This is a genomic window from Syntrophorhabdaceae bacterium, from assembly GCA_035541755.1.
Taxonomy (GTDB): Bacteria; Desulfobacterota; Syntrophorhabdia; order Syntrophorhabdales; family Syntrophorhabdaceae; genus PNOF01.
Genome location: DATKMQ010000174.1, coordinates 57,471 through 78,319 on the forward strand (window position 1 = coordinate 57,471; position 20,849 = coordinate 78,319).

Below are 20,849 nucleotides of genomic sequence, written 5' to 3' on the forward strand. Positions count from 1 at the left end.
GGCTTACACCTGTATCCTCATGATTTCTTCATAGGCGCTGATGATCTTGTTCCTGACCTGCATCATCATCTGGAAGGTCAGATCGGCCTTTTCAAGGGCTATCATCGTACTGTGGATGTCCTGCGTCTCCATATTTACAAGTTTTTCTACCTCCTGGTTGGTTTCCTTCTCGATTTCACCCACTTTCTTGATGGAATCTTTCAACGCATCACTGAAGGAGGTCTTGGCCGGTTCAGCCGCTCCACCTTTCTTGATCTGATTCACATCGGGAAAATTATCGAACGTAAAGGTTTCAACCTTCATACATCACCCCTATTGTTTTCCGATTTCAAGAGACTTTATAATCATCTCTTTGGTCGTGTTGAGAACATTGATATTCGCTTCGTAGGCGCGGGTAGCAGCAACCATATCGGTCATTTCTTCCATAAGATTCACATTCGGGTATGTTACGTAACCGTCCTGGTCTGCGTCGGGATGATTAGGATCATAGACCTTTTCAAAGGACTTGGGACTCTCCTGGATGGAATCGACCTTTACACCCTCGATGCTCTTGGAGAGAAGTCCATTGAAGCTTTTGTCTTCCGACACATCGGACGTGGTAAAGACAACTTCCTTCTTCTTATAGGGCCCGCCTTCAGCCGTCTTGGTCGTGTGGACATTGGAAAGGTTCGAGGCGACGACCTCCATCCTTGTCCTCTGCGCCTTTAACCCGGACGCGCTGATTCTTAATATATCAAGAATTCCCATAACGCTACTTCCCCTCCCTGATGATATATCTCATAATGGAAAATTGTTTGGCTGCGACCTGAACCAGGGAGTGAAACATGAGCTGGTTCTCCGTAAGTTTCACCATCTGGTTCTCGAGATTAACCGTATTGCCGTCGATGCTGGACAGACCGTCATTCTCCTGATTCTCTGTGACCTCGAAGTCGCTGTTTGCAAAGCTCGCTTGATCAGAGTCTATTCTTCTCGCAAGCTCTTTTTTAAAATCGATGTCTTTCTCTTTGTAGGCCGGAGTTTCCGCATTGGCAATATTTCCGGATATCACCCGATGGTAGTATGTCCGAATGTTAAGCGCCTTCTCGATCAGGTTGATCATGTCCATCTCAATACTCCTTAACAGGGACCTCTATGCCTGACGTCCGGTACTCGTTGATCTTGTTCCTGAGCGTTCTCACCGTGATGCCGAGGATAGAAGCTGCTTTGGTCCTGTTGCCTCTGACCGACCTTAAAGCATCAAGAATGAGTTTTGTTTCCATCTCTTTCATCGAGCCCGAGCCGGCACAACTTTCCTGCGTATTATCGATATCCTTCAGGTGCGTCAATTTAATAACGGCAGCTCCCGACATGATGCACGCCCGGGAAATGAAGTTCTCCAGCTCCCGCACATTGCCTCGCCACGGTCTCTCTTTCAGGTATTCGACCGCCTCACTTTCAATACCCACGTCGGCGCCCTTGGCATGTTTTCTCAGAAAGTAATCGACCAACGGCTCGATGTCATCTTTTCGCTCACGAAGGGCCGGCACGGTGATAGGGAAAACATGAAGGCGATAGAAAAGATCTTCCCTGAATTTTCCTTCCTTTACCTGTCTCATAATGTCACGGTTCGTCGTGGCCACAACCCTCACATCCACATGCTTGGGATACTTGGACCCGATGACCTCAATCTCTTTTTCCTGAAGCACTCTTAAGAGTTTTGCCTGGAGCCTCAAGTCCATTTCCGTTATCTCGTCGAGCAGGATCGTTCCCTTATCCGCAAGCTCGAATTTCCCCAATTTCCTCGCAATCGCTCCGGTAAAGGCACCCTTTTCATATCCGAAGAGTTCGCTTTCGAGAAGCGTCTCGGGCAAGGCCGCGCAGTTCACGGCAATAAAAGGTTTGTCGTGCCTTTCGCTATTCTCGTGAATATATTTGGAGATCAGCTCTTTTCCCACGCCGCTTTCGCCGAGTATCAGGACCGTGGCGTCCGATTTTGCCACCCTTTCCGCCTTGAGGAGAACCTCTTTCATGGGTCTCGAAACGTGTACTATCTTCCCGTTATTCGCTCCGAGCGCCCTTTTGACGAGGCCATACAGGGTGTCGGTGTTAAACGGTTTCTGGATATAGTCGTAGGCGCCTTCTTTGATGACCCGCACGGCGTCTTGAACCGTCCCGTATCCCGTGATGAGAATAACGGGCATGCAAGGGGATGATTCCTTAACGCGTTTGAGAAGGTCTATTCCGGTAACATTAGGCATCTTGACGTCGGTAATGAGGAGATCGAACATATGCCTTTCCATTTCCTCAAGAGCTCTCTTCCCATCCTCGGCCAGGGCCACGTTGTAACCTTCCCGCGCCAGGGACTCCTTAAGGGCGATTCTCATGTGGTTGTCATCATCCACGACCAGGACATTTGTTTTCATACGATCGATAACCTTTCCTTCGGGATATAGATGAGAAAAGAGGAACCGCAATTCTCAGCAGATTCCACTTCGATGTAGCCGCCGTGGGCCTTCACAATATTATAGACAATGAACAGACCAAGTCCCACGCCTTTGTCCTTTGTTGTGAAAAAAGGATTGAAAATGTTTTTCCTCACTTCTTCAGGCATGCCCACACCATTATCACCGATAATGAGTACCGAGAATCTACCGTTCTCTTTTATGTCTACCTTTATTCTTCCCCTGGCCTGCACGGCCTCTATGGCGTTGCTGATCAGGTTCATGATCACAAGCTTCATGAGGTCAGGGTCAAAATAGGCATGCCCCTCGCAGGAAGGATTGAATTCAGTTTCTATCTCGCGGACGCTGATTGAGACGCTCATGAATTCAAGGGTGTCTCGAACAATATCGAGTAACGGGGCCTGCTTCAAGGCGAGCGTCCTGGGCCGTGTATAGGAAAGTATGTTATTGATTACCCTGTCCACGGTCTTGACCCCGAAAAGGATATAGTCGACATACTTTTTTTGGCTCTTCTTGAGTTTTTCCGAGAGGAGCATGGAAAGAAAGAGCTCCATGCTTCCCAGGGGGTTCTTGATCTCGTGCGCGATGCGGGCTGCCATCTCCCCCATGGCCATGAGGCGCTCATCTCGTTCCGTTCTTTCCTTTGCCTTCTCGATTTCCGTCACGTCTTCGATGGCTATAACCTCTTTTCCATCGAAACCATTGGGAAGTTTCTCTTTTTTCCATCGGTAGAATCCTCTTCCGTTTTTCACCTCTCCGGTCTTACGCACGTTATTATTTAAGGTGCTGATCAAGCCTTCGGAGACAAGTTCTTCGGCCTGTTTGTTAACAAACAACACCGATTTCTTGTCCACGACTGCAACACCTACGGGCAGAGAATCGAGAATCGTATAGAGGTACTCGCTCGCCCGCTCAAGGGCCCTGTTCTTCTCTTCGACCTGATCTTTCAACTCTCTTATCTGATTCTCCAGGACCGCATAGTAATTGACGATAGAGTCTGAGGCTTTTGAGAATTCGTTGAAGGCGTTCTCGAGTAATTTCCTATTCGGTATTGGCATGTTTTACAATTTGCAAGAAGTGTACCAGAAGGATAAGGGTGACAACCGAATGGTGATCGTTAAGCGAGAAATATGAATGTTGCTCTTGATTTACCTATTGCCGGGGTGACTCGCAAGGTTCTCATTGATGCTACTGAATGCCTAACCACCGGCTGCTTACTTTCTTTGTTCGTCATTATTTTGACAGAATGGTTCTAATCAATACCGAGACGCTTCATTTTCTCGATAAGGGTGGTCCTGTTGATATTGAGGACCTGAGCAGCCCTGCTTTTTACGCCCTGTGTCTCGCCCAGGGCCTTAATGATCAGGCTCTTTTCGAATTCAGAGACCAGGGTATCGTATCCCTTTTCGATGTTAAGGGATGGGGTATTATCCTGGCGGCCCGATTCCCTGGCGTATAATTTTTCGGGGAGGTCATCGATATCTATGTGGCCCGTCCTTTTCAGCACTACCACCCTCTCAACAATATTCTGAAGTTCTCTGACATTACCCGGATAGTCGTAATCCATAAGAGCAGACATGGCTTCCTCGGAAAAACCCTCTATGGCCGCCGAGTTCATCTTGTTCGACTGTTCCAGAAAATAGTTGAGCAGCAGGGGGACGTCCTGCCTTCTTTCGCGAAGGGGCGATATGTGTATGGGCACAACATTCAACCTGTAGTAAAGGTCCTCTCTGAACTTGCCTTCCCTTACAAGATCATCGAGCACTCTGTTCGTGGCAGCAATAATCCGAACATCCACTTTAATGGTCTTCGATCCCCCGATCCTCTCGAAAGCCCTTTCCTGCAAAACCCTGAGCAGCTTTACCTGGAGATTGAAACTCATGTCCCCTATCTCGTCGAGGAATATTGACCCGCCGTTTGCAAGCTCAAACCTTCCGAACCTCGTATTGACCGCCCCCGTAAACGCGCCTTTTTCGTAACCGAAGAGTTCGCTCTCAAGCAGGGTTTCCGGAATGGCGCCGCAATTGACAACCACAAGCGGGTTGTCTCGTTTCGAAGAATTGTAGTGAATAGCTCTCGCCACAAGCTCCTTACCCACACCGCTTTCGCCTGTCACGAGAACGGTGGCGTTCGTATCGGCCACCTTTTCAATCATCTCGAAGACCTTCTGCATGGCAAAGCTGATGCCAATGATATTTTCAAACTTGTATTTATCCTTGAGGCAACTCCTGAGGATCGTGTTCTCCCGTATAATCTTATTCTCCGCGTAACGCCTGAGTAGATTTGCCTTGAGCGTCAAACCCTTGGGGATCGTATCGCTCTTGAGAAGACTGTAATAATACATAGCCGAATCGACTGTGGTAAGCACCTCTTCAAACTTAAAGGGCTTGAGGATATAATCGAAGGCGCCGCACCTCATGGCGCTTATGGCGCTGTCCATACTCCCGTATCCGGTCATCACGATTCCCAGCGTGTCCAGATACTCCTTCTGAATGAAATTGATAAGCTGCAGCCCGTCTACCTTGGGCATCATCAGGTCGGTAATCAGCACCTGGTAGCCGTTATTCTTGAGCGCTGAGAGCGCCTTTTTGCTGTCTATATACGGATCAACCGTATAACCGTTCACGGTTAAGAATTCGCTGAGCATGCTGAGAATGTTCTCCTCATCCTCAACAACGATTATCTTGCCCTTCTCAGTTCTATTGTCCGCTTTGCTGTCCATTCTGTCCTCGTTGGTCGATAATAATGTTCATTTTCTTGAGCATCTCCCACGCCTGCTCTTTGTCTCTATCCTCCTCTGTCTTTCCATTCTTGTCGGGAGTCTGCGAGGAACCGATCGTATAGGTTGTCTTGTCTTTATCCTTTGTTACTGCTATATCATCCCCGCCCACGGCCTGAGAGAAAGATCCGCATATGATCAGAAAAAGACATATGGAAGAGAGGCATAAACCCCTCCTTATGAACAACCCCACGTTCATCTTCTCATTATATCCTTTTTTCCTTGTTTGAGCAGCAAAAAAAATCTTTCTCGCTCTTATTCTCCGCGTCAGACTTCCCTTATGGCCCGAATGTCCTCACGCAGTAATCTGAGGATGACAAGCCCCGGTAAAGCCGCGAGTGTAGTAATAAGGAAGAAAATGGGCCAGCCCACAGCCTGTACCACAAAACCCGCCGAAGGCGAGATGGCAAAAACACCCCAGGCTGCGAAAGAGGATAGTAGTGCATATTGCGTCGCACTGTAGCTCCTGTTGCAAAGGGCCATGACAAAAGCAACAAAGGCAGCCGAACCCATACCGCCCGCCACATTCTCGAATAGAACCGCCGTGATCATAACAGAGTAGTTCTTTCCTGTCCAGGCAAGGACCATAAAGGAAAGGTTCGATACCATCTGAAGGATGCCAAAGAACATGAGTGATCGATAGAGTCCGAGTCTTACCATAAGGGCGCCGCCAAAAAGGGCCCCGACTATGGTTGCAATAATGCCTATCGCTTTATAGAGGGTACCTACCTCCGTAAGCGTGAAATGAAGCCCTCTTAGCAAGAATGCCGTGGAAAGAGCAGTGGCATACGCGTCCCCCAGTTTATAGAGAATGATGAAGAGTATCAAAACAAGGGCGTGCTTTCTTGTAAAAAAATCTTTCAGAGGCTTATACACAGCCTGTTCCAGCGTTTTGGGGGGAGAGACTTGAGCGTCCGGTTCCCTGCCGAGTAACGTCCCTGATATCCCCACAATCATGAAGATCGCCATACAAAAATACGTATTTTGCCACCCCATCCTGTCTGCCGCTATGAATGCAAGAGGACCTGAAACAAGCATGGCTATGCGGTAGCCGAATATGGATACTGCGGCCCCGGGCTTGCGCTCATTATCATCCACGATATCCGTTCGGTATGCATCCACCACAATGTCCTGAGACGCAGAGACGAAAGCCACGACAATCGCGATAACGGCAAGTGCCAGGGGCATCTTTGCCGGCGAGGCGAGCGCCATGGCAGAGATACTGATGATAAGAAGAAATTGCACGGGTAAAATCCAACCCCGCCTGCGACCGAGCCAGGGTGGCACAAATCGATCCATAAGAGGAGACCAGACGAATTTCAAAAGATACGGAAACCTGACAAGGGAGAAGACCCCGATGGTCCTTATATCAATACCGCTCGTGGTCAACCACGCCTGGAGCGTCCCCAGAACAAGCGGCAACGGAAGGCCCGATCCAAATCCCATCAACACGATCGTCATCATCTTACGGCTCGTGAAAATTTTAAGATAGGGGGAATCGGTGAGGTGTCTTTGAACCAGACGACCCCCGGAAGTCGAGCCTGTTATACCGCCTTTCATACCCTATTCCACGCTCATTAGATTGACAGGAAGGCTCCCCTCAAATGGCTTCTCGCCAGCAAGGCACCGGATAACTGCGCGCTGCGCCTCTTCCGTCGGATCGTAGGCCGCAATGCGCATATCGGCTTGACCAAAATACCTCAAGACATACGGGCTGCCAAACGAGATGACGATTGAATGCTCCGCTTCGCTTGCCGCACGGAAAATCTCTTTCCGTGACTCGGGGTTGATACCCGAACTCCCTTTCCAGGCAGCCACACTGGTGAATATGGCCACAATCAAAGTCTTGCCGGTGTGTGCCGTTTGTCCGAGGCGTGATACTTGCGGGAAATACTTTTTGAAAGGTGACGATTCAAAATTGCTATCGTCACCCGCAAAGATCACCGAAGCTTCCTTGTCCACAGGAATCATCCTGTTCTTTTGTGCCACAAGAGAGACAGCCTTCCCTGTGATCTTTGCAGAAAGCTCCTCATCCTTCTTGTAATCGACCGGTGCTCCCCGCACCCCGGACGGATACCCCTTCACGTCTTCCGGTTTTTGATCCCCGGCGCCTCGTGCGTAGGCGGCTATTCGCTTTTTTGTCCTCGCCACCCTTTCTAACGCCGTCTCTATCTGTTCCTCTCGGAGCGTACCTTGTTTCAGCGCTTCCTCCACATCCCGAACGGTCTCATCCACATCCCCGGGATGCAAAAGAATATCCACGCCGGCGTTAAGACATTGCGCAGCCACGTTATCGAAATCCTTGAGCGCACTCATAGTCAGGGCATCGGTGAGTATAAGCCCGCCAAACCCGAGCTTGTACCGCAAGAGTCCGCTCACGGCGTTGATCGACATGCTGGCCGGCAGACGATCGATAGCGGGGATACTTAAGTGACCCACCATGACGGAGCTCATCCCATCCTTGATGGCCTGCCGATAAGGCATGACATCCACATCAAGCAGTTCCTGATAGGACTTGGCTATGACCGGAAGCGAAATATGCGAATCAACGGTGGTGTCGCCGTGGCCGGGAAAGTGTTTTCCGCAACTTATAAGCCCCCGTGCTTCGAACGCCTTGATGTATTCGCAACCGAACCATTCTACCGTACGGGGATCATCGGAAAAGGCGCGTGTACAAATGATGGGGTTGTCCGGGTTCCTGTTCACATCGAGAGTCGGCGCATAAACCATGTTGATACCGCAGTCTATCGCCTCATCGGCAATGGCCGAAAGAGACTCCCTGAAAAGGTCCACATCATCGCTGTTGTTTTTGTCGATGGCGGCGGCAAAAGCCATCTGAGAAGGGAACGGCGTTGCATCCTCAATCTGTTGTCCCACACCCCGTTCGATATCGGATCCGATGAACAGCGGTACCTCCGCGACCGATTGGATATGGTTGACGAATCCTTTTACCCTATCGCGTTTACCGCCGAAGATGATAAAACCCGAGACGCCCATCCGGACCAATTTCAGGATGTATTCTTCATACTCCCGCGAGCCGATCTTTTCACCGTCGATCCTTGCGATTATGAGCTGATAGATTCTGTCTTTCAATCTTATAATCCGATCCGATCGCTGATGGCCTGCATGGCACTGACGGAAAGAGCGGCAAACTCATCGAGGGGTATACCGATCTTCTCGCATTCCATGACGATGTCGCGATTCACCGAGGCGGCGAAGGCCCTTTCTTTCATCCGTTTGGTCACCGATTTGGGCTTAACGCTCGCCAGTTTCTTATCGGGATAGACGAGAGTGGTGGCGATAATCAATCCAGTGATCGTCTCTCCCGCGGCAAGCGCATGCTGGAAGCGACTAGCTCGTTTTGCGCCGCTCGCCGACTCGTTGTGCATCACGATGGCGTCAACCAGGTCGGCGTCATAGCCTTTTTCTCTGAGGATTTTTCCCGCTTCGAGACCGTGCCGCGCCAAGTCCGTATCGACAAGCTCAATATCCAGGTCATGGAGGAGGCCCGCCATACCCCATTTTTCCTGGTCCTCACCGAGCCTTGTGGCAATGGCCCTCAATACCGCTTCCGAGGCATAACAATGGTACAGCATACGTTCATTTTTTACATATTCGTGAAGAAGCGTGAGTGCCTCGTCACGGGTTAAGACCATACCTACACCTCCCCAGTTCCATTAAGGCGAGAAACATCTTAAGAATCTGTTTCGATGTATATATTACCCGACATGACGTGGAAATACCACAGGAAATACAGATATGGATATTTCGGTAATCCGATTGTTTTGGACGACGTTATGCCCGATTCATCCTTTCGGGCATAACGCAGTTGTCTTCAAAATCCCTATTTCCGAACGCAAATCGGAAATGGGTTCTGTTTCATGCTGTACTGGACATCAGGATCCTCTGTTATCTCCATTTTCAAAATAGGAAATTTTGTGATGTCGAAATCCTGAGCAGCGCAGATCGGAACGTTCTTCGTATTGAGAAACCAGTCACCTGCTTTTGGTTTCCTTACTTCTCCCGTAATAGTAAATCTTACTTCTCGTACCATAATTTCCTCCTTTCATACCCTCTTATACCCGGTCGCATAGTTTACCTGGCCGGACATACCCACCATAGGAGCGTCCTTAACCTTGTTACAACTCAACTGCTTCTCTTACCACCTCCCTGGAAATGGAATAACATGTGCAGTCTTTTCGCCTCCTCATGTGTCGCCTTCGGAGTCGATGCTGCGTCAAGCTTCAAATTCCACCTCATACGTGTACTTATACTCTATGAAACCGCAATAATAAATGACTGAAGTCACACTTGAGAAAAAAAAGAGGGCCTCTTCACAGAGGCCCTCCCAAAATAAAGCTCTATGCTTAGGAGTTGAGTATCTTCTTCGCCCTTTCGTCCATTACATCGGTGAGAAAGGGGATACCCGTTTCTGCTTCGGTTTCCCTGTTTGCCGAGAAGATGTCTTCGCGCGCTATATCTTTGAGGCCGAATTTTCTGGCCCCTGCCATCAACTGCTGCAGCCCCGCGGTAAGTTTATCGGCCAGGGTCCACATGGCAACAGCACCGTAAGGCATACTCTGCATCTGTTTGGCGCCAACCTTTTTCTTCACATCGTAGTACCCCGCAAAGATCTCTTCTGCCGAAGAACCAAGCTCCTTTACGGACGGCGCCAGATCATCCCAGTTGCCGTTCACTTTTGACCTGTTGGCGGGCTTCAGCACTCCCTCTATGTTTGACCCGACAAAGCCGGGGATCATGGCTGCCCTGCCCATGCATATCATCTTTACAAAGGGGGCTCCGAGAGCCAGGGCTTTAAATATATGGTCCTCCCTTGCAAGACTGCCGGCAAAGGCCATATCCACTACCGTGTTTCCCTTCGCGGCAAGTATGGATGCATATTCGTGGCTTTTAGCGTGGAGTAATACCGAGGGCACGCCCCATGTCTCCATCATGTTCCACGGGCTCATGCCGGTACCTCCGCCGGAGCCGTCAATGGTAAGAAGGTCGAGTTTTGCATCAGTGGCATATTTGATCGACATGGCAAGGGCCTCCATGCCGTAGGAGCCGGTCTTAAGAGAAATCCTCCTGTATCCAATCTTGCGGAGATGATTTACCGATTTCATAAACGCATCCTGTACCCTCTCCGGCGAGGAAAGATCCGTATAGCCGAGCCGGCTGTGACGGGCAAACGATTTGATCGCCCCGTGTTTGAATGCCTCCTGTACCTCCGGCACCGTCGGGTCGGGATCTACCACGTATCCCCTCCTTTTTAAAAAAAGTGCGTAGTCCAGGTTATCTACCTGAATTTCACCGCCTATGTCTTTAGCACCCTGGCCCCATTTGAGTTCAATGATGACCTTGTCTCCGTATTTGTCAATCACATATTGGGCCACACCGTTTCTCGTGTCCTCAACATTCATCTGAACAATGATCGCCCCGTAACCGTCGAAGTAGCGGAGAAACGTGTCGATTCTCCTGTCGAGTTCCGGTGCTTTCTCAATTTTGCCATTTCTGATCACCGCCTGTCTGTCGATGCCCACAACATTTTCGCCCACAACAATGGGGATACCCACAAGCGCTGCCCCGGTGGCAAAAGAGTCCCAGTATTTGGCGGCAATAAAGGTTGAACCCAATGCGCCCGTCATAACAGGGATCCGGCTTCTCGTCTTTATCTTGCTGCCGAATTCCGATTCGGTATCCACGTTCGGAAAGATACAGTCGTCTGCTGTGCTCTTGAGACCCCTTGGAAGTCCGCTCACGCCGTAGTTATAACCTTGAATCCTGAGCGCGTTGTAGTTCACACCCATATGGGTGGTATTGGAACTTCCGGCAGTCACAGAACCAAAATCCCTCGGATAGAGTATCTTTCTGCCCTTCAGACTCGAAAGCCAGGTCTCGCATTTTCCCTTACAGTCGGCTCGGCAGAGTGTGCACAAGCCCGATTCCGCCGGGTTTCCACGATTGACCGTCCCGATAGCATCGTTTGCTTTTGGCCATTCAATCATATTAACCTCCCTCTTTTGTAATGGAATGTGTTTGCCACTTATTCGGCATTCATTTACCGAACACGTTCCCTGATACTATCAGGATATTGACGGGGCGTCAACCCATATTTACAGCATTAGTATTGATTACTATGTCACACATCTATCTTCGTCAGTCTACCCTTCTGCGACTCAATTAACGGTATTATTGCCGATCTATGTCAAACAATCATGCCTTACAGGTGAGCCGTTTCGCTCTTTCTGTGAAACCGGCTGTATTGACTTTTCACATCCGAACGACTAATATCTAACGGATAGACGCACATTGACCTGCATAAGAGGAGTTAAGGCTCAAGACCTTACAGATCGCGGCTAAAGCTGCTCAACATCCGCGTGATTGTATAATCGATATACTATGGAACGAAGAAACAAAAAGGACTTACTGATTCTCGGGGTTTTGAAGAATTCGGACAGGCGTCTTACCGGTTCGAAGATTGCCAAGGAGCTTGAGGAACTCGGTCATGACGTGAGTGAAAGGACCGTGAGGCTCTACCTCCAGCGCATGGGCCAGGACGGCCTGGCTAAAGGCGACGGCAGGCGCGGTCACCGCATTACGGAAAAAGGGTTGAGCGAGCTCGATGCGGCGAAGATCATCGAGCGGGTCGGCTTTCTCTCGGCCAAGATAGACCGGATGACCTATCAGATGAGCTTCGATCTGAATACGACGGCCGGCTCTGTGGTCATCAATGTAACAATTGTTGATCCAAAGCAGTTCGCGAAATACATTCCTCTTATAGGCAAGGTCTACGCCGATGGATATGCCATGGGACACCTCATGACATTCCTGAGCCCGGGCGAAACCCTGGGTCATATCACGATACCTGAAGGAATGATAGGAATCGGCACGGTCTGTTCCATCACGCTCAACGGGGTCCTTCTGAAACATGGTATACCCACGGTCTCACGATTCGGAGGGCTTCTCGAGTTAAAGGACAAAAAACCCGTACGTTTTGTAGAAGTCATTATGTATGAAGGAACAAGTATCGATCCACTCGAAGTCTTCATCAGAAGTGGCATGACAGACTATCTTGGTGCTATTAGGACGGGGAGCGGCAAGATTGGGGCGAGCTTCAGGGAATTTCCGGCAGAAAGCCGTAATCTCGTCGAACATCTTGCAGACCGGATGAAGCGGATCGGCCTCGGGGGACTCGTCAGAATCGGTAAGCCTGGCCAATCACTCCTCGACATCCCTGTAAATGAAGGAAGGGTAGGCGCCATCGTCATAGGCGGGCTCAATCCTGTCTCCATCCTTGAAGAAGCCGGTACACGGGCGTACTCCAGGGCGCTCGCCGGCCTCATCGACTTCAGCCGCCTCTTCCGGTACACGGAAATGAAAAGTCAGATCAAGGAATACCTGTAGAAATTGCTGTTACTGGTGACTCGATGCGATCAGACGTTAAGCTCACCGCTCATGACGGTCACCGCCCCGCCTGCAAGATAGACCCTGTCGTCAGAGAGACGTACACGCACCACGCCCCCGCGTAAAGATGCCTGGTAAGCTACTAGGGTTGTTTTATTCAGTCTTCGCGCCCAGTAAGGCCCCAGGGCACAATGCGCAGATCCCGTGACCGGGTCTTCATTGATGCCGACCGCCGGACAGAAGAATCGCGACACGAAATCGAATTTGGCGGAGTCAGAGCCCGCCGTGACAATTACACCGCGCACGGGTATGCTGCTCAAGGCGACAAAATCGGGACTGAGGCCTCTCACCATCTCATCGGAGGCGACCTCAACAAAGTAGTCGAACTGGGTTTTGCCCACATAGAGCGCCCGGACACCGAGGGCCGCTTCGAGCCCCTCCGGAATGGGTGCCTCTTCTTCCGGCGTGGCAGGGAAGTTCAATTCGATGAGACCGTCGGTCATGGATGCTCTCAACACTCCGCTTTTCGTATAGAAATTGATCGTCGCATCACGGGGCGCTCCACTCGTCGCAAAGAGAACATGGGCGCTCGCGAGCGTGGCATGCCCGCAGAGTTCCACCTCCACCCTGGGCGTGAACCACCTGAGATTGTAACCATCCCCCTGTCTCAAGAGAAAGGCCGTCTCGGACAGATTCGCCTCGGCGGCAACGTTCTGCATCCACGAATCAACCTTGGGGTGCTCGAGTAGGCATACCGCCGCAGGGTTACCCGCGAAAGGCCGCTCTGTAAACGCGTCTACGTAGAATATCCTCATAATCGATCCTCACGGTATAGTCTGCTTTTTTTAAACCGGACTTGTCAATGTCTAATTATATCAGGGCTTGACATTTAACGACCGCAAGTGGTCTATTTAGTGAGAAAAAACGGCACATGCAGTAGTGGGCCCGCAAATTCCTTTTGAATACGTAAGATCGTAATGATGCGTCTAAATCTGTTCATAAGGCAAAAGCGTCTGTACTCTGTCTCTTTAAGAAGTGCGAGAGGTGTAGCAAAAACGGTGCGGTTCGTTCTTGCGATCGCCGTATTTTTGCTCGTCTTCACCCCGATGGCCAAAGCGGATATTTTGAGTTCCTCGAATGACGAAATCCTCAAAGAACTACTCGATGCCTATGCCCTCCACGAGAACAATTACTGGTCCTTAGTAAACAGAAACAAGGAAGACATCGACGCATCGATCATCGAGAGGATCATTGGTGCGGGTATGAAGAACAGAGATGATAAGCTTATCGCCCTCGGTCTTCAAACGGCCAGGATAAAAGACGATCAAAAGACGCTCGCAGATGAATCATTGAGAGTTGCCGACTATTATCTCTTAACGTCCAACAACCAGGAGGCGCTCAAGCTCTATGATGGAGCCATCGCCGTGTTCAGGGCGATCGGTGACTCAATCGGCCAGGCAAAGGCGTACGAAGGCACCGGCGATATTGCGCTTACGAGCAGCAATAACGAAGAGGCTGCTCTTATGTACAATAAGGCCCTCGACCTTTATATGTATGCCGACTCTTTTGCCGGTCAGGGCAGCGTATATCGTAAACTGGGCGACATTTCTTTGTATACGGGCGACAATCAGAAGGCCGATTCCCTGTATCGGAGGGCCACAGGTCTTTCTTTCAAACAGGAGGACCTCTCGGTTGAGGGCGCCTTGTATCGCGGCATAGGAGACATGTCTTTTAGAAAAAGAGATTATAAGAATGCTTTAACCGCGTACAACAAGGCGTTTATCTACTACTCACATGCGCAGGATACTTTGGGGCAAGCTGACATTTACCGCTCGCTCGGCGAGATTGAGATAGAAGGCGGCGATACGGAAAAGGCCAAAAGCCTCTTCGACAAAGCGCTTCCCGCTTACCTCGATGCAAATTACTTGATCGGTCAGGGTAATATCCAAATGGACCTGGCACAAGTGAGCGCCCGCAAACTCGACAACGTAGAGGCCCTGGGATTTTGTGAAAAGGCGCTTTCTTTCTATACCAGGGCACAGTATCCTCGGGGTGTGGCCCGGGCCGTAACGCGAATGGGACAAATACAGGCGATGACGGGCAGTCTCGATCAGGCAAAGATCTCGTACGAAAAGGCGTTCGCTCTCTATCAAAGGATAAAGGAACCAGCGGGACAGGCGGATGTTTACTGGGGCATGGGCGATATCGCCTACGAAACGGGGGATGTATCAGAGGCGTTTCAGATGTATGGAAAGGCCTTGCCCTTGTATGAGAAAGTAGACGATACTCTCGGGCAGGCCAATCTGTACCGGGCCGTCGGCGACGTTTATCTCTCACGAGAAGACAATGCGCACGCGGCTGAGTTCTATGAAAAAGCGCTTTCTCTTCACGCTAAAGCCAATTCGCCTGGGGAGGAGGCCGACGCATTGAAAAGTGTTGCCCGGGTCTATCTCAGAACTGGAGAGGATACCCGCGCAGCGGAGGCGCTCAGTAAAGCGCTTCCCATCTACCAGAGGCTCAAGGAACCGCGCGGAGAGATCGCAATCTATTTAGCCATGGGTGATATAGATCAACGCAAGAAAGAATACGCAGAGGCGCTCTCTCAGTACGAGCAAGCGCTCGCGGTGATCGGAGCATCCCCTTTTCCTCTGGAAAGGGGAGAGGTACACGAAAGCATGGGCGACACACTCTCCCTCACAGACAATCCTCAAGGAGCCCTGGAACAGTATGACAAGTCGCTTCTTTTTTATGGCGAGGCTGGCGATGGAAGGGGCGAGGCGCAAGTGCTTTTTAAAAAGGCATCGATCCTTAAGAAGCAGGGGATGATCGCAGAGGCGATCGGGACATATGATCGGGGATTCACCCAACTCGAAACCGCGCGAAGCCGCAGCGTCTTTCCCGAAATGAAGCGGCGTGATTACGAGCGATTAACCCGCTACTACGAGGATGCCATAGCATGTCTTATCCGAAATAACGACTACCCCAGGGCCTTTCGCTATGTTGAAGCCATGAAGGCCGACGCCCTCGCCGACCGACTCTCAAGAACCGGGGCGGATATTCAATCTGGAATTGACGATTCTTTAAGACAGGGAGTGAGGACCGCCGAAATAAACCTCCTCACACTCAATCAAAGAATTCGTTGGGAATTGAGCAAGCCTTCCTTGAACGAGTCTCTCGTACGATCGCTAAAGAGCGAATATAGCGCAGCCGTAGATAAGCATGACTCTATAAAGCGGATGATCCTCTATAAAGCTCCCCGATACGGCTCAATCCGATATCGGACGCCCATCACCCTGAGCGTCCTGCAAGAACAGATCCTGGGCGAGCAAGAGGTCGTGCTGGAATATTTCTTCGCCGATAGCGCGGCTTACTGCTTTGTTATCGGCAAAAGGAAACACGATCTCGTGAGGCTCCCCGTGGACGAATCGGGCTTGCGAGAAGAAGTCACCGCCGCATTGAACAACATAAAAGGCTACCTTCGTGGAGTTCCGCTCAATACACGCATCCTGTCTCGCCTGTATGCCGACCTCGTAGAGCCCATAAAGGCGTCTCTGGAAAACAAAACGGTCATTGTCATCCCTCACGGCGCGCTCACCTACCTGCCTTTTGAGGCACTCGTCACAGAAGGCCCGGAAAAGCCCTCATTTATGGTGGAGAAATACCCCATTCGATACGTGCAATCGGCAACAACTCTTCAAGACCTTCGCACCGAATACAAGATCAGGGCGACCACCGAGAGTTTCGTGGGGTTTGGCGACCCGGCATATAATCAGGAAGGCCTGCATCCCTCATCATCCGAAGTCAAAAATGGCGAGAATGGCACCCGTGCATTTCCCCCGGTGGGTAAAGGTGCGCACGAGCAGTATCTCGGTTCAGGAGGCAGACTTGAAAGATTAGAGGCGAGCGGCCAGGAAGTAGAGGATATTGAACGAATCTTCGCGAAGAACGACAAGATAACAAAGCCGCTGCTTGGGGGCGACGCAAGCGAAGAATACGCCATGAAACCGGATATGGAGAACTATGGCTATATCCATTTCGCAACCCGGGGCATCCTCAGTGACACATTTCAGGCAATCGCATTGAGCGAGACACAGACAGATAAAGACAAAGCTTTTCTCACGATTGGTAACATTATGAATAGCCACTACAAGGCCAAACTGATCACAATCTCGCATGACGAGGCGCCAATCGACAATGCAAGCCGGGGAGACGGGATCGCGGAGATGACCCAGGCGCTTCATTACGCAGGGAGCCCTGCCGTGCTTATTAATCTCTGGAACGTGAGCCCGAAGGCAACGCGTGCGCTCATGGTGAGGTTCTATAGCAACATCATAGACAAGAGACTCGCGACCGGCGAAGCGCTCCGCGCTGCGAAGATCGATCTCATCCACGGCAATGAAGACGCGGACAACGAAAGGAGTACCATGGAGCATCCATTTTTCTGGTCTTCTTTTGTTATGTACGGGGAGTAACAGAAAATTGCAGAGCCGGATCGCGGGTAAGAAAAAGTATGATCCATAAACGATCAAAAAGGAGATAACCATGCCTGACTATGCAGTAGTAGACAATCCATCGGTTCTCGCCTATGTTTTCTATCCGAGGGAGGATTTCAGCCCCTGCCCCGCTTTTGCTTTCGATCGTTTTGTGACCGTGGCTGAAGACGTCTTAATCCATTGCCGTTTCTACAAGGGAGAAGCCGGCTGGCCATGGATTCTCTATTTCCACGGGAACGGGGAAGTAGTGAGCGACTACGATGAAATCTCACCATTCTTTTTCAAATACAAAATGAACCTAGTTGTGGCCGACTATCGTGGCTATGGAAAGAGCGGCGGCAGCCCCACACTCACGGATATTTCTCTTGACGCCCACAAAATCTATGACGCCGTGAGAGAAGAACTCGATAAGCGCGGGTATCAAGCCGACCCGTGGATCATGGGCCGTTCCTTAGGAAGCATATCGGCGCTGGAGATCGCCTATCGCCGCGGACAGGCCATCCGGGGACTCATCATCGAAAGTGGCTTTCCGAGCATCGTCAGGCTTCTTGTGCATCTCGATGTCCCCGTCGGAGGCATAGACCTCGATAAGATCGATAGAGAGTGCCTCGAGATGATCCGTGAGATCGCAACCCCCGTACTCATCATCCACGGTGAGTACGATACGCTCGTCCCACCCGAAGAGGCGGAAGCCCTTGCCGAACACATTGGCTCCACTGACAAGGAGGTGCTCATCATCCCCGGGGCTACCCATAACGACATCATGTTTGTCGGTCTTAAACAGTATTTTGAAGTCATCCGCAAGTTCGTTGAGAGAACTAAGACAATGCCTGCCCCGCCGGCATGAGCCGCCTGCATTCTTTTGGGTTACGGACAAGACGCCCGTCGGTTGAGCGGAGCTGCGATATGAACGAAAGGACAACACCGTGAAATATAAATCCATCAGCCTGTTCGTGCTTGCCCATGCCGCAACGGATCTCAACCAGGGCGCCATTCCGATTCTTCTCCCCTTTTTCATTGCCGCCCACCATGTGAGTTATACCGCAGCCGCCATGGTCATATTTGTTACCAACCTCGTATCCACGTTCATGCAGCTCTTCTTCGGGTATATCGCCGACCGCAAGCCCTTCCGGTGGATGATACCCGCAGCCATGGTCATGGCCGCACTGGGGGTCTCCTTATCGGGCGTTGCCCCCACGTTTAACATTGCCCTCGTGTGTGTGGCCTTGAGCGGTCTCGGTTTTGCCGCGTTTCATCCCGAAGGGGCTAAGCTCATCAATCAACTGGCCGGAGAAAAAAAAGCCACGGGCATGAGTTACTTTTCTGTGGGCGGCCAGCTCGGTTTTGCGGTGGGTCCTATTTTCGCCACGGCTATGCTCGTGCCATTTGGACTCAAGGGCACACTCTCGTTCGGTGTACCGGCGCTCGTCCTTGCGGCAGTCATGGTGCATACCCTCAAGGGGATTTCGATTATTGATCACAGGAAGCATAGAACCCAGGATGCGCAGGTGACAGGCAAAGACGCCTGGGGGCCTTTTTCGTTTCTTGCAGGCGCCATGCTCTGCCGCTCCGTTGTTTTTTATGGACTGAACAGTTTTCTTCCCCTGTACCTGATCTATGTGCTCCACCAGTCAAAAGCAACCACGGGTGCCTCTCTGACCGTATTTGTGGTGGCATGCATGATCGGAAATCTTCTCGGCGGCCGCATCGCTGACCGACTCGGGTTACGGGTCGTGGTGATTGCAGGATTCACTCTGCTTGCCTGTCTTCTCCCGCTTCTACTTGTGGCCTCCTCTCCGGCATTATTCGTCGCACTTTTTGCCCCCATCGGGCTCGTGCTCTCATTCCCGGTGAGCCCCATGGTCGTGCTCGGTCAGAAATATCTTCCAAACCACATAGGACTTGCTTCCGGGGTTACCCTGGGCCTTGCTTTATCCTTCGGCGGTATCATGACCCCGGCGCTGGGGATGATCGCTGACCGCCACGGCCTCTATGCCACGATCTCTATACTTGCCGTCCTGCCTGTTATCTGTATGTGTCTTTCTCTGGCTTTAAAACGTGAGAAGCAGATAGAGGAGAGTAAGATCGATTGATGACGATATTAAGAACACGAGGGTCATGCCCTCCGCGCACGTACCTCCCTATCTATGTACGGAACAGGCGTCAATAAAGAGCCGCAGTTCGGCTTGCAAATCCTTCGGCCTATCGGGCATGGCGTGAGCCAGGACAGGCCCCGCATAAGCGGATCGGATAACCGGGGTCTCCCCCGTCGGTCAGCTTACGAGTTTCTTCAACCGCTCAATGAGTGTCTTGAGAATCTTTTGTCTCTCCTTCAGTGCGTCACGGAACTCACGCCTGTGGGTTCTGACTATTTCCACCTCCAGATGTGAATCATACCTCTCGAGCACATTTGCGAGTAGCTTGGCCTCTTCCTCACTCATCTCAAGACTTACCATAGCGCCCTCCTTTCGTCCTCTGAATAACCTTAAGCACGGCTAAACGCTATTTCAATCACCTGAAACGTGACGTACATCCCGGCATGCGGGTCTCGATTGCAATCAAGGGATCTTTGAACGATCGCAGGGCTTCACCCGATGAGTTTCATTTACAAGAAGGCCCGGAATATGGTAATTAAACATGGTAACGAGTAGGGAGCACTTTCCGGATCAATAATGCGCCCATAGCTCAATTGGATAGAGTGTTGGACTACGAATCCAAAGGTTGCAGGTTCAATTCCTGCTGGGCGCATTAATAATATCAGTAACTTACATACCATATCACAATTTCACAAGCCTTTTATGCTACCCCATAGCTACCCAATGGCAATAAACCGATAAGGCAAACACACTTTTTCCAAACGCTATTCCCAGCAGGTTCCAAAGTTAAGCAGGACTCTAAAGTACGACAGCGTTGTGATGAGGATGATCGTGTTAAGTAACGATTGACCCCCACAGGGGGGTAGGGGTCAGGGTCTAAGCGCAACTACGATTTGCTTGCGTCGGGTGGTTGCATGCACTTGATGATTTACGATTAAAGGTGATAGGTGTACAAGACTTAAACTCGATATTACGGTCAATAGAAGAATTAGGTGGCGTCGACATTACCAACAAGACCTACGAAGCAAGCATCGCGCATATTATATTAAACTGCGGGTTACCGGATGAAACGCAGCTCAACATCACGCCTCAAAGTGCGGTGCGACGCGACGTTATTTTGCAGGCGGTTGTTGGGAGTCCGGCGTCTCCTGAGCCTGCAGGTTCAGTGCGGGATCGTTCAGATGCTTGACCATTGTGCCGGCGCGAGTGAAGACCGCAGCCGCGATATGGAACTTTCCGCTGCACCAGTCCTGCAAGAGACCAACATCGACAGGAGGCATGCCCCTGTGGGGTTGCCACAAGTGAACAAGGTAGCCGTGCTGGCAACGGCTGTTCGTCAGCTTCGTGTCGTCGTTCTGCAGGTGCTTGAGTTTGTAGTTCAGGCCCATCTCAACGACGAAGGTTGGCTTGATGCGACCGCCGCAGAACTCCTTGACCGTGTGTCTGGGGATCTTCTCGGGGTCGAGTATCACAAGGTCGAAGTTTCCTCGCCGGCCCTGCTTTCCCGGCCTTGCTCTCGTCTCGGGCCACTCCTTATGTATCAGAGTCGTGTTCCGTCTTCCAGGGTGGCCACCGAGGGGATACACGCCCTGCAGCGCACGGTGAACGGTCAACATCGTGTAAAGCTCGCAGT

19 protein-coding genes and 1 tRNA gene are annotated in these 20,849 nt (G+C 51.0%); 5 read left to right on the forward strand and 15 right to left on the reverse strand.

Translation table 11 applies throughout. The annotated features are described in order from the left end of the window. Nucleotides 1–3: 3 nt before the first annotated feature. The 12 genes from fliE to VMT62_17370 all read right to left on the reverse strand — a co-directional run bounded on the left by fliE (nucleotide 4) and on the right by VMT62_17370 (nucleotide 11,228). On the reverse strand, nucleotides 4–303 hold the full coding sequence (gene fliE, locus VMT62_17315; protein ID HVN98189.1) for a flagellar hook-basal body complex protein FliE: 300 nt from the start codon (nucleotides 301–303) through the stop codon (nucleotides 4–6). Between the two features lie 9 nt (nucleotides 304–312). Further along, complete coding sequence (flgC, locus tag VMT62_17320; GenBank protein HVN98190.1) at nucleotides 313–747, reverse strand: flagellar basal body rod protein FlgC; 435 nt, start codon at nucleotides 745–747, stop codon at nucleotides 313–315. A 4-nt stretch (nucleotides 748–751) separates the two neighbouring features. Then, entirely contained in the window at nucleotides 752–1,105 is a 354-nt protein-coding gene (gene flgB / locus VMT62_17325) for a flagellar basal body rod protein FlgB (protein ID HVN98191.1), read from the reverse strand. Nucleotide 1,106: 1 nt separating this feature from the next. Continuing rightward, nucleotides 1,107–2,402, reverse strand: a complete 1,296-nt coding sequence (locus VMT62_17330) for a sigma-54 dependent transcriptional regulator (protein HVN98192.1) — start codon at nucleotides 2,400–2,402, stop codon at nucleotides 1,107–1,109. After that, nucleotides 2,399–3,499, reverse strand: coding sequence for an ATP-binding protein (locus VMT62_17335; GenBank protein ID HVN98193.1), 1,101 nt, complete (start codon nucleotides 3,497–3,499; stop codon nucleotides 2,399–2,401). The genes VMT62_17330 and VMT62_17335 overlap by 4 nt, the downstream gene beginning before the upstream one ends. 194 nt (nucleotides 3,500–3,693) lie before the next feature. Next, the gene (locus tag VMT62_17340; GenBank protein ID HVN98194.1) at nucleotides 3,694–5,163 is read right to left on the reverse strand and encodes a sigma-54 dependent transcriptional regulator; all 1,470 of its coding nucleotides are present in this window, start codon (nucleotides 5,161–5,163) and stop codon (nucleotides 3,694–3,696) included. Then, nucleotides 5,141–5,413 (reverse strand): hypothetical protein, encoded by a 273-nt coding sequence (locus VMT62_17345; GenBank protein ID HVN98195.1) that lies wholly within the window; start codon nucleotides 5,411–5,413, stop codon nucleotides 5,141–5,143. Before VMT62_17345 ends, VMT62_17340 begins: the two co-directional genes overlap by 23 nt. Before the next feature lie 74 nt (nucleotides 5,414–5,487). After that, nucleotides 5,488–6,684, reverse strand: coding sequence for an MFS transporter (locus VMT62_17350; protein ID HVN98196.1), 1,197 nt, complete (start codon nucleotides 6,682–6,684; stop codon nucleotides 5,488–5,490). Between the two features lie 99 nt (nucleotides 6,685–6,783). Then, nucleotides 6,784–8,313 carry a glycoside hydrolase family 3 N-terminal domain-containing protein gene (locus VMT62_17355; GenBank protein HVN98197.1) on the reverse strand — a complete coding sequence of 510 codons (1,530 nt, stop codon included), beginning with the start codon at nucleotides 8,311–8,313 and terminating at the stop codon, nucleotides 6,784–6,786. 2 nt (nucleotides 8,314–8,315) lie between these two features. After that, nucleotides 8,316–8,876: an HD domain-containing protein gene (locus VMT62_17360; GenBank protein ID HVN98198.1), complete on the reverse strand. Its 561-nt coding sequence runs from the start codon at nucleotides 8,874–8,876 to the stop codon at nucleotides 8,316–8,318. Nucleotides 8,877–9,064: 188 nt separating this feature from the next. Further along, nucleotides 9,065–9,274 (reverse strand): hypothetical protein, encoded by a 210-nt coding sequence (locus tag VMT62_17365; GenBank protein ID HVN98199.1) that lies wholly within the window; start codon nucleotides 9,272–9,274, stop codon nucleotides 9,065–9,067. A 313-nt stretch (nucleotides 9,275–9,587) separates the two neighbouring features. After that, nucleotides 9,588–11,228, reverse strand: coding sequence for a glutamate synthase-related protein (locus tag VMT62_17370; GenBank protein ID HVN98200.1), 1,641 nt, complete (start codon nucleotides 11,226–11,228; stop codon nucleotides 9,588–9,590). Nucleotides 11,229–11,622: 394 nt separating this feature from the next. Between VMT62_17370 and VMT62_17375 the strand changes: the two genes are divergently transcribed. Continuing rightward, nucleotides 11,623–12,627, forward strand: coding sequence for an NrpR regulatory domain-containing protein (locus VMT62_17375; protein ID HVN98201.1), 1,005 nt, complete (start codon nucleotides 11,623–11,625; stop codon nucleotides 12,625–12,627). Nucleotides 12,628–12,656: 29 nt separating this feature from the next. Here the strand turns inward: VMT62_17375 and VMT62_17380 are convergent, their stop codons facing one another. Then, nucleotides 12,657–13,442 (reverse strand): PhzF family phenazine biosynthesis protein, encoded by a 786-nt coding sequence (locus VMT62_17380; GenBank protein HVN98202.1) that lies wholly within the window; start codon nucleotides 13,440–13,442, stop codon nucleotides 12,657–12,659. A 162-nt stretch (nucleotides 13,443–13,604) separates the two neighbouring features. On the opposite strand from VMT62_17380, the gene VMT62_17385 reads away from it, so the two are divergent. The 3 genes from VMT62_17385 to VMT62_17395 all read left to right on the forward strand — a co-directional run bounded on the left by VMT62_17385 (nucleotide 13,605) and on the right by VMT62_17395 (nucleotide 19,213). Continuing rightward, nucleotides 13,605–17,099, forward strand: a complete 3,495-nt coding sequence (locus VMT62_17385; protein ID HVN98203.1) for a tetratricopeptide repeat protein — start codon at nucleotides 13,605–13,607, stop codon at nucleotides 17,097–17,099. Nucleotides 17,100–17,169: 70 nt separating this feature from the next. Beyond that, nucleotides 17,170–17,967, forward strand: a complete 798-nt coding sequence (locus VMT62_17390; GenBank protein ID HVN98204.1) for an alpha/beta hydrolase — start codon at nucleotides 17,170–17,172, stop codon at nucleotides 17,965–17,967. A 79-nt stretch (nucleotides 17,968–18,046) separates the two neighbouring features. After that, on the forward strand, nucleotides 18,047–19,213 hold the full coding sequence (locus tag VMT62_17395; protein HVN98205.1) for an MFS transporter: 1,167 nt from the start codon (nucleotides 18,047–18,049) through the stop codon (nucleotides 19,211–19,213). 180 nt (nucleotides 19,214–19,393) lie between these two features. Here the strand turns inward: VMT62_17395 and VMT62_17400 are convergent, their stop codons facing one another. Beyond that, complete coding sequence (locus VMT62_17400; GenBank protein HVN98206.1) at nucleotides 19,394–19,576, reverse strand: hypothetical protein; 183 nt, start codon at nucleotides 19,574–19,576, stop codon at nucleotides 19,394–19,396. Between the two features lie 218 nt (nucleotides 19,577–19,794). On the opposite strand from VMT62_17400, the gene VMT62_17405 reads away from it, so the two are divergent. After that, a tRNA-Arg gene (locus VMT62_17405) sits at nucleotides 19,795–19,868 on the forward strand. Between the two features lie 460 nt (nucleotides 19,869–20,328). Here the strand turns inward: VMT62_17405 and VMT62_17410 are convergent. Next, the coding region (locus VMT62_17410) for a hypothetical protein (GenBank protein HVN98207.1) at nucleotides 20,329–20,849 on the reverse strand (521 nt) is incomplete at its 5' end.

What these genes read in the sequence shown, in the direction of transcription:
- fliE (HVN98189.1), bottom strand. Translation starts at nt 303, where the DNA reads ATGAAGGTTGAAACCTTTACGTTCGATAATTTTCCCGATGTGAATCAG.
- flgC (HVN98190.1), bottom strand. Translation starts at nt 747, where the DNA reads ATGGGAATTCTTGATATATTAAGAATCAGCGCGTCCGGGTTAAAGGCG.
- flgB (HVN98191.1), bottom strand. Translation starts at nt 1,105, where the DNA reads ATGGACATGATCAACCTGATCGAGAAGGCGCTTAACATTCGGACATAC.
- VMT62_17330 (HVN98192.1), bottom strand. Translation starts at nt 2,402, where the DNA reads ATGAAAACAAATGTCCTGGTCGTGGATGATGACAACCACATGAGAATC.
- VMT62_17335 (HVN98193.1), bottom strand. Translation starts at nt 3,499, where the DNA reads ATGCCAATACCGAATAGGAAATTACTCGAGAACGCCTTCAACGAATTC.
- VMT62_17340 (HVN98194.1), bottom strand. Translation starts at nt 5,163, where the DNA reads ATGGACAGCAAAGCGGACAATAGAACTGAGAAGGGCAAGATAATCGTT.
- VMT62_17350 (HVN98196.1), bottom strand. Translation starts at nt 6,684, where the DNA reads ATGATGACGATCGTGTTGATGGGATTTGGATCGGGCCTTCCGTTGCCG.
- VMT62_17360 (HVN98198.1), bottom strand. Translation starts at nt 8,876, where the DNA reads ATGGTCTTAACCCGTGACGAGGCACTCACGCTTCTTCACGAATATGTA.
- VMT62_17365 (HVN98199.1), bottom strand. Translation starts at nt 9,274, where the DNA reads ATGGTACGAGAAGTAAGATTTACTATTACGGGAGAAGTAAGGAAACCA.
- VMT62_17370 (HVN98200.1), bottom strand. Translation starts at nt 11,228, where the DNA reads ATGATTGAATGGCCAAAAGCAAACGATGCTATCGGGACGGTCAATCGT.
- VMT62_17375 (HVN98201.1), top strand. Translation starts at nt 11,623, where the DNA reads ATGGAACGAAGAAACAAAAAGGACTTACTGATTCTCGGGGTTTTGAAG.
- VMT62_17380 (HVN98202.1), bottom strand. Translation starts at nt 13,442, where the DNA reads ATGAGGATATTCTACGTAGACGCGTTTACAGAGCGGCCTTTCGCGGGT.
- VMT62_17385 (HVN98203.1), top strand. Translation starts at nt 13,605, where the DNA reads ATGATGCGTCTAAATCTGTTCATAAGGCAAAAGCGTCTGTACTCTGTC.
- VMT62_17390 (HVN98204.1), top strand. Translation starts at nt 17,170, where the DNA reads ATGCCTGACTATGCAGTAGTAGACAATCCATCGGTTCTCGCCTATGTT.
- VMT62_17400 (HVN98206.1), bottom strand. Translation starts at nt 19,576, where the DNA reads ATGGTAAGTCTTGAGATGAGTGAGGAAGAGGCCAAGCTACTCGCAAAT.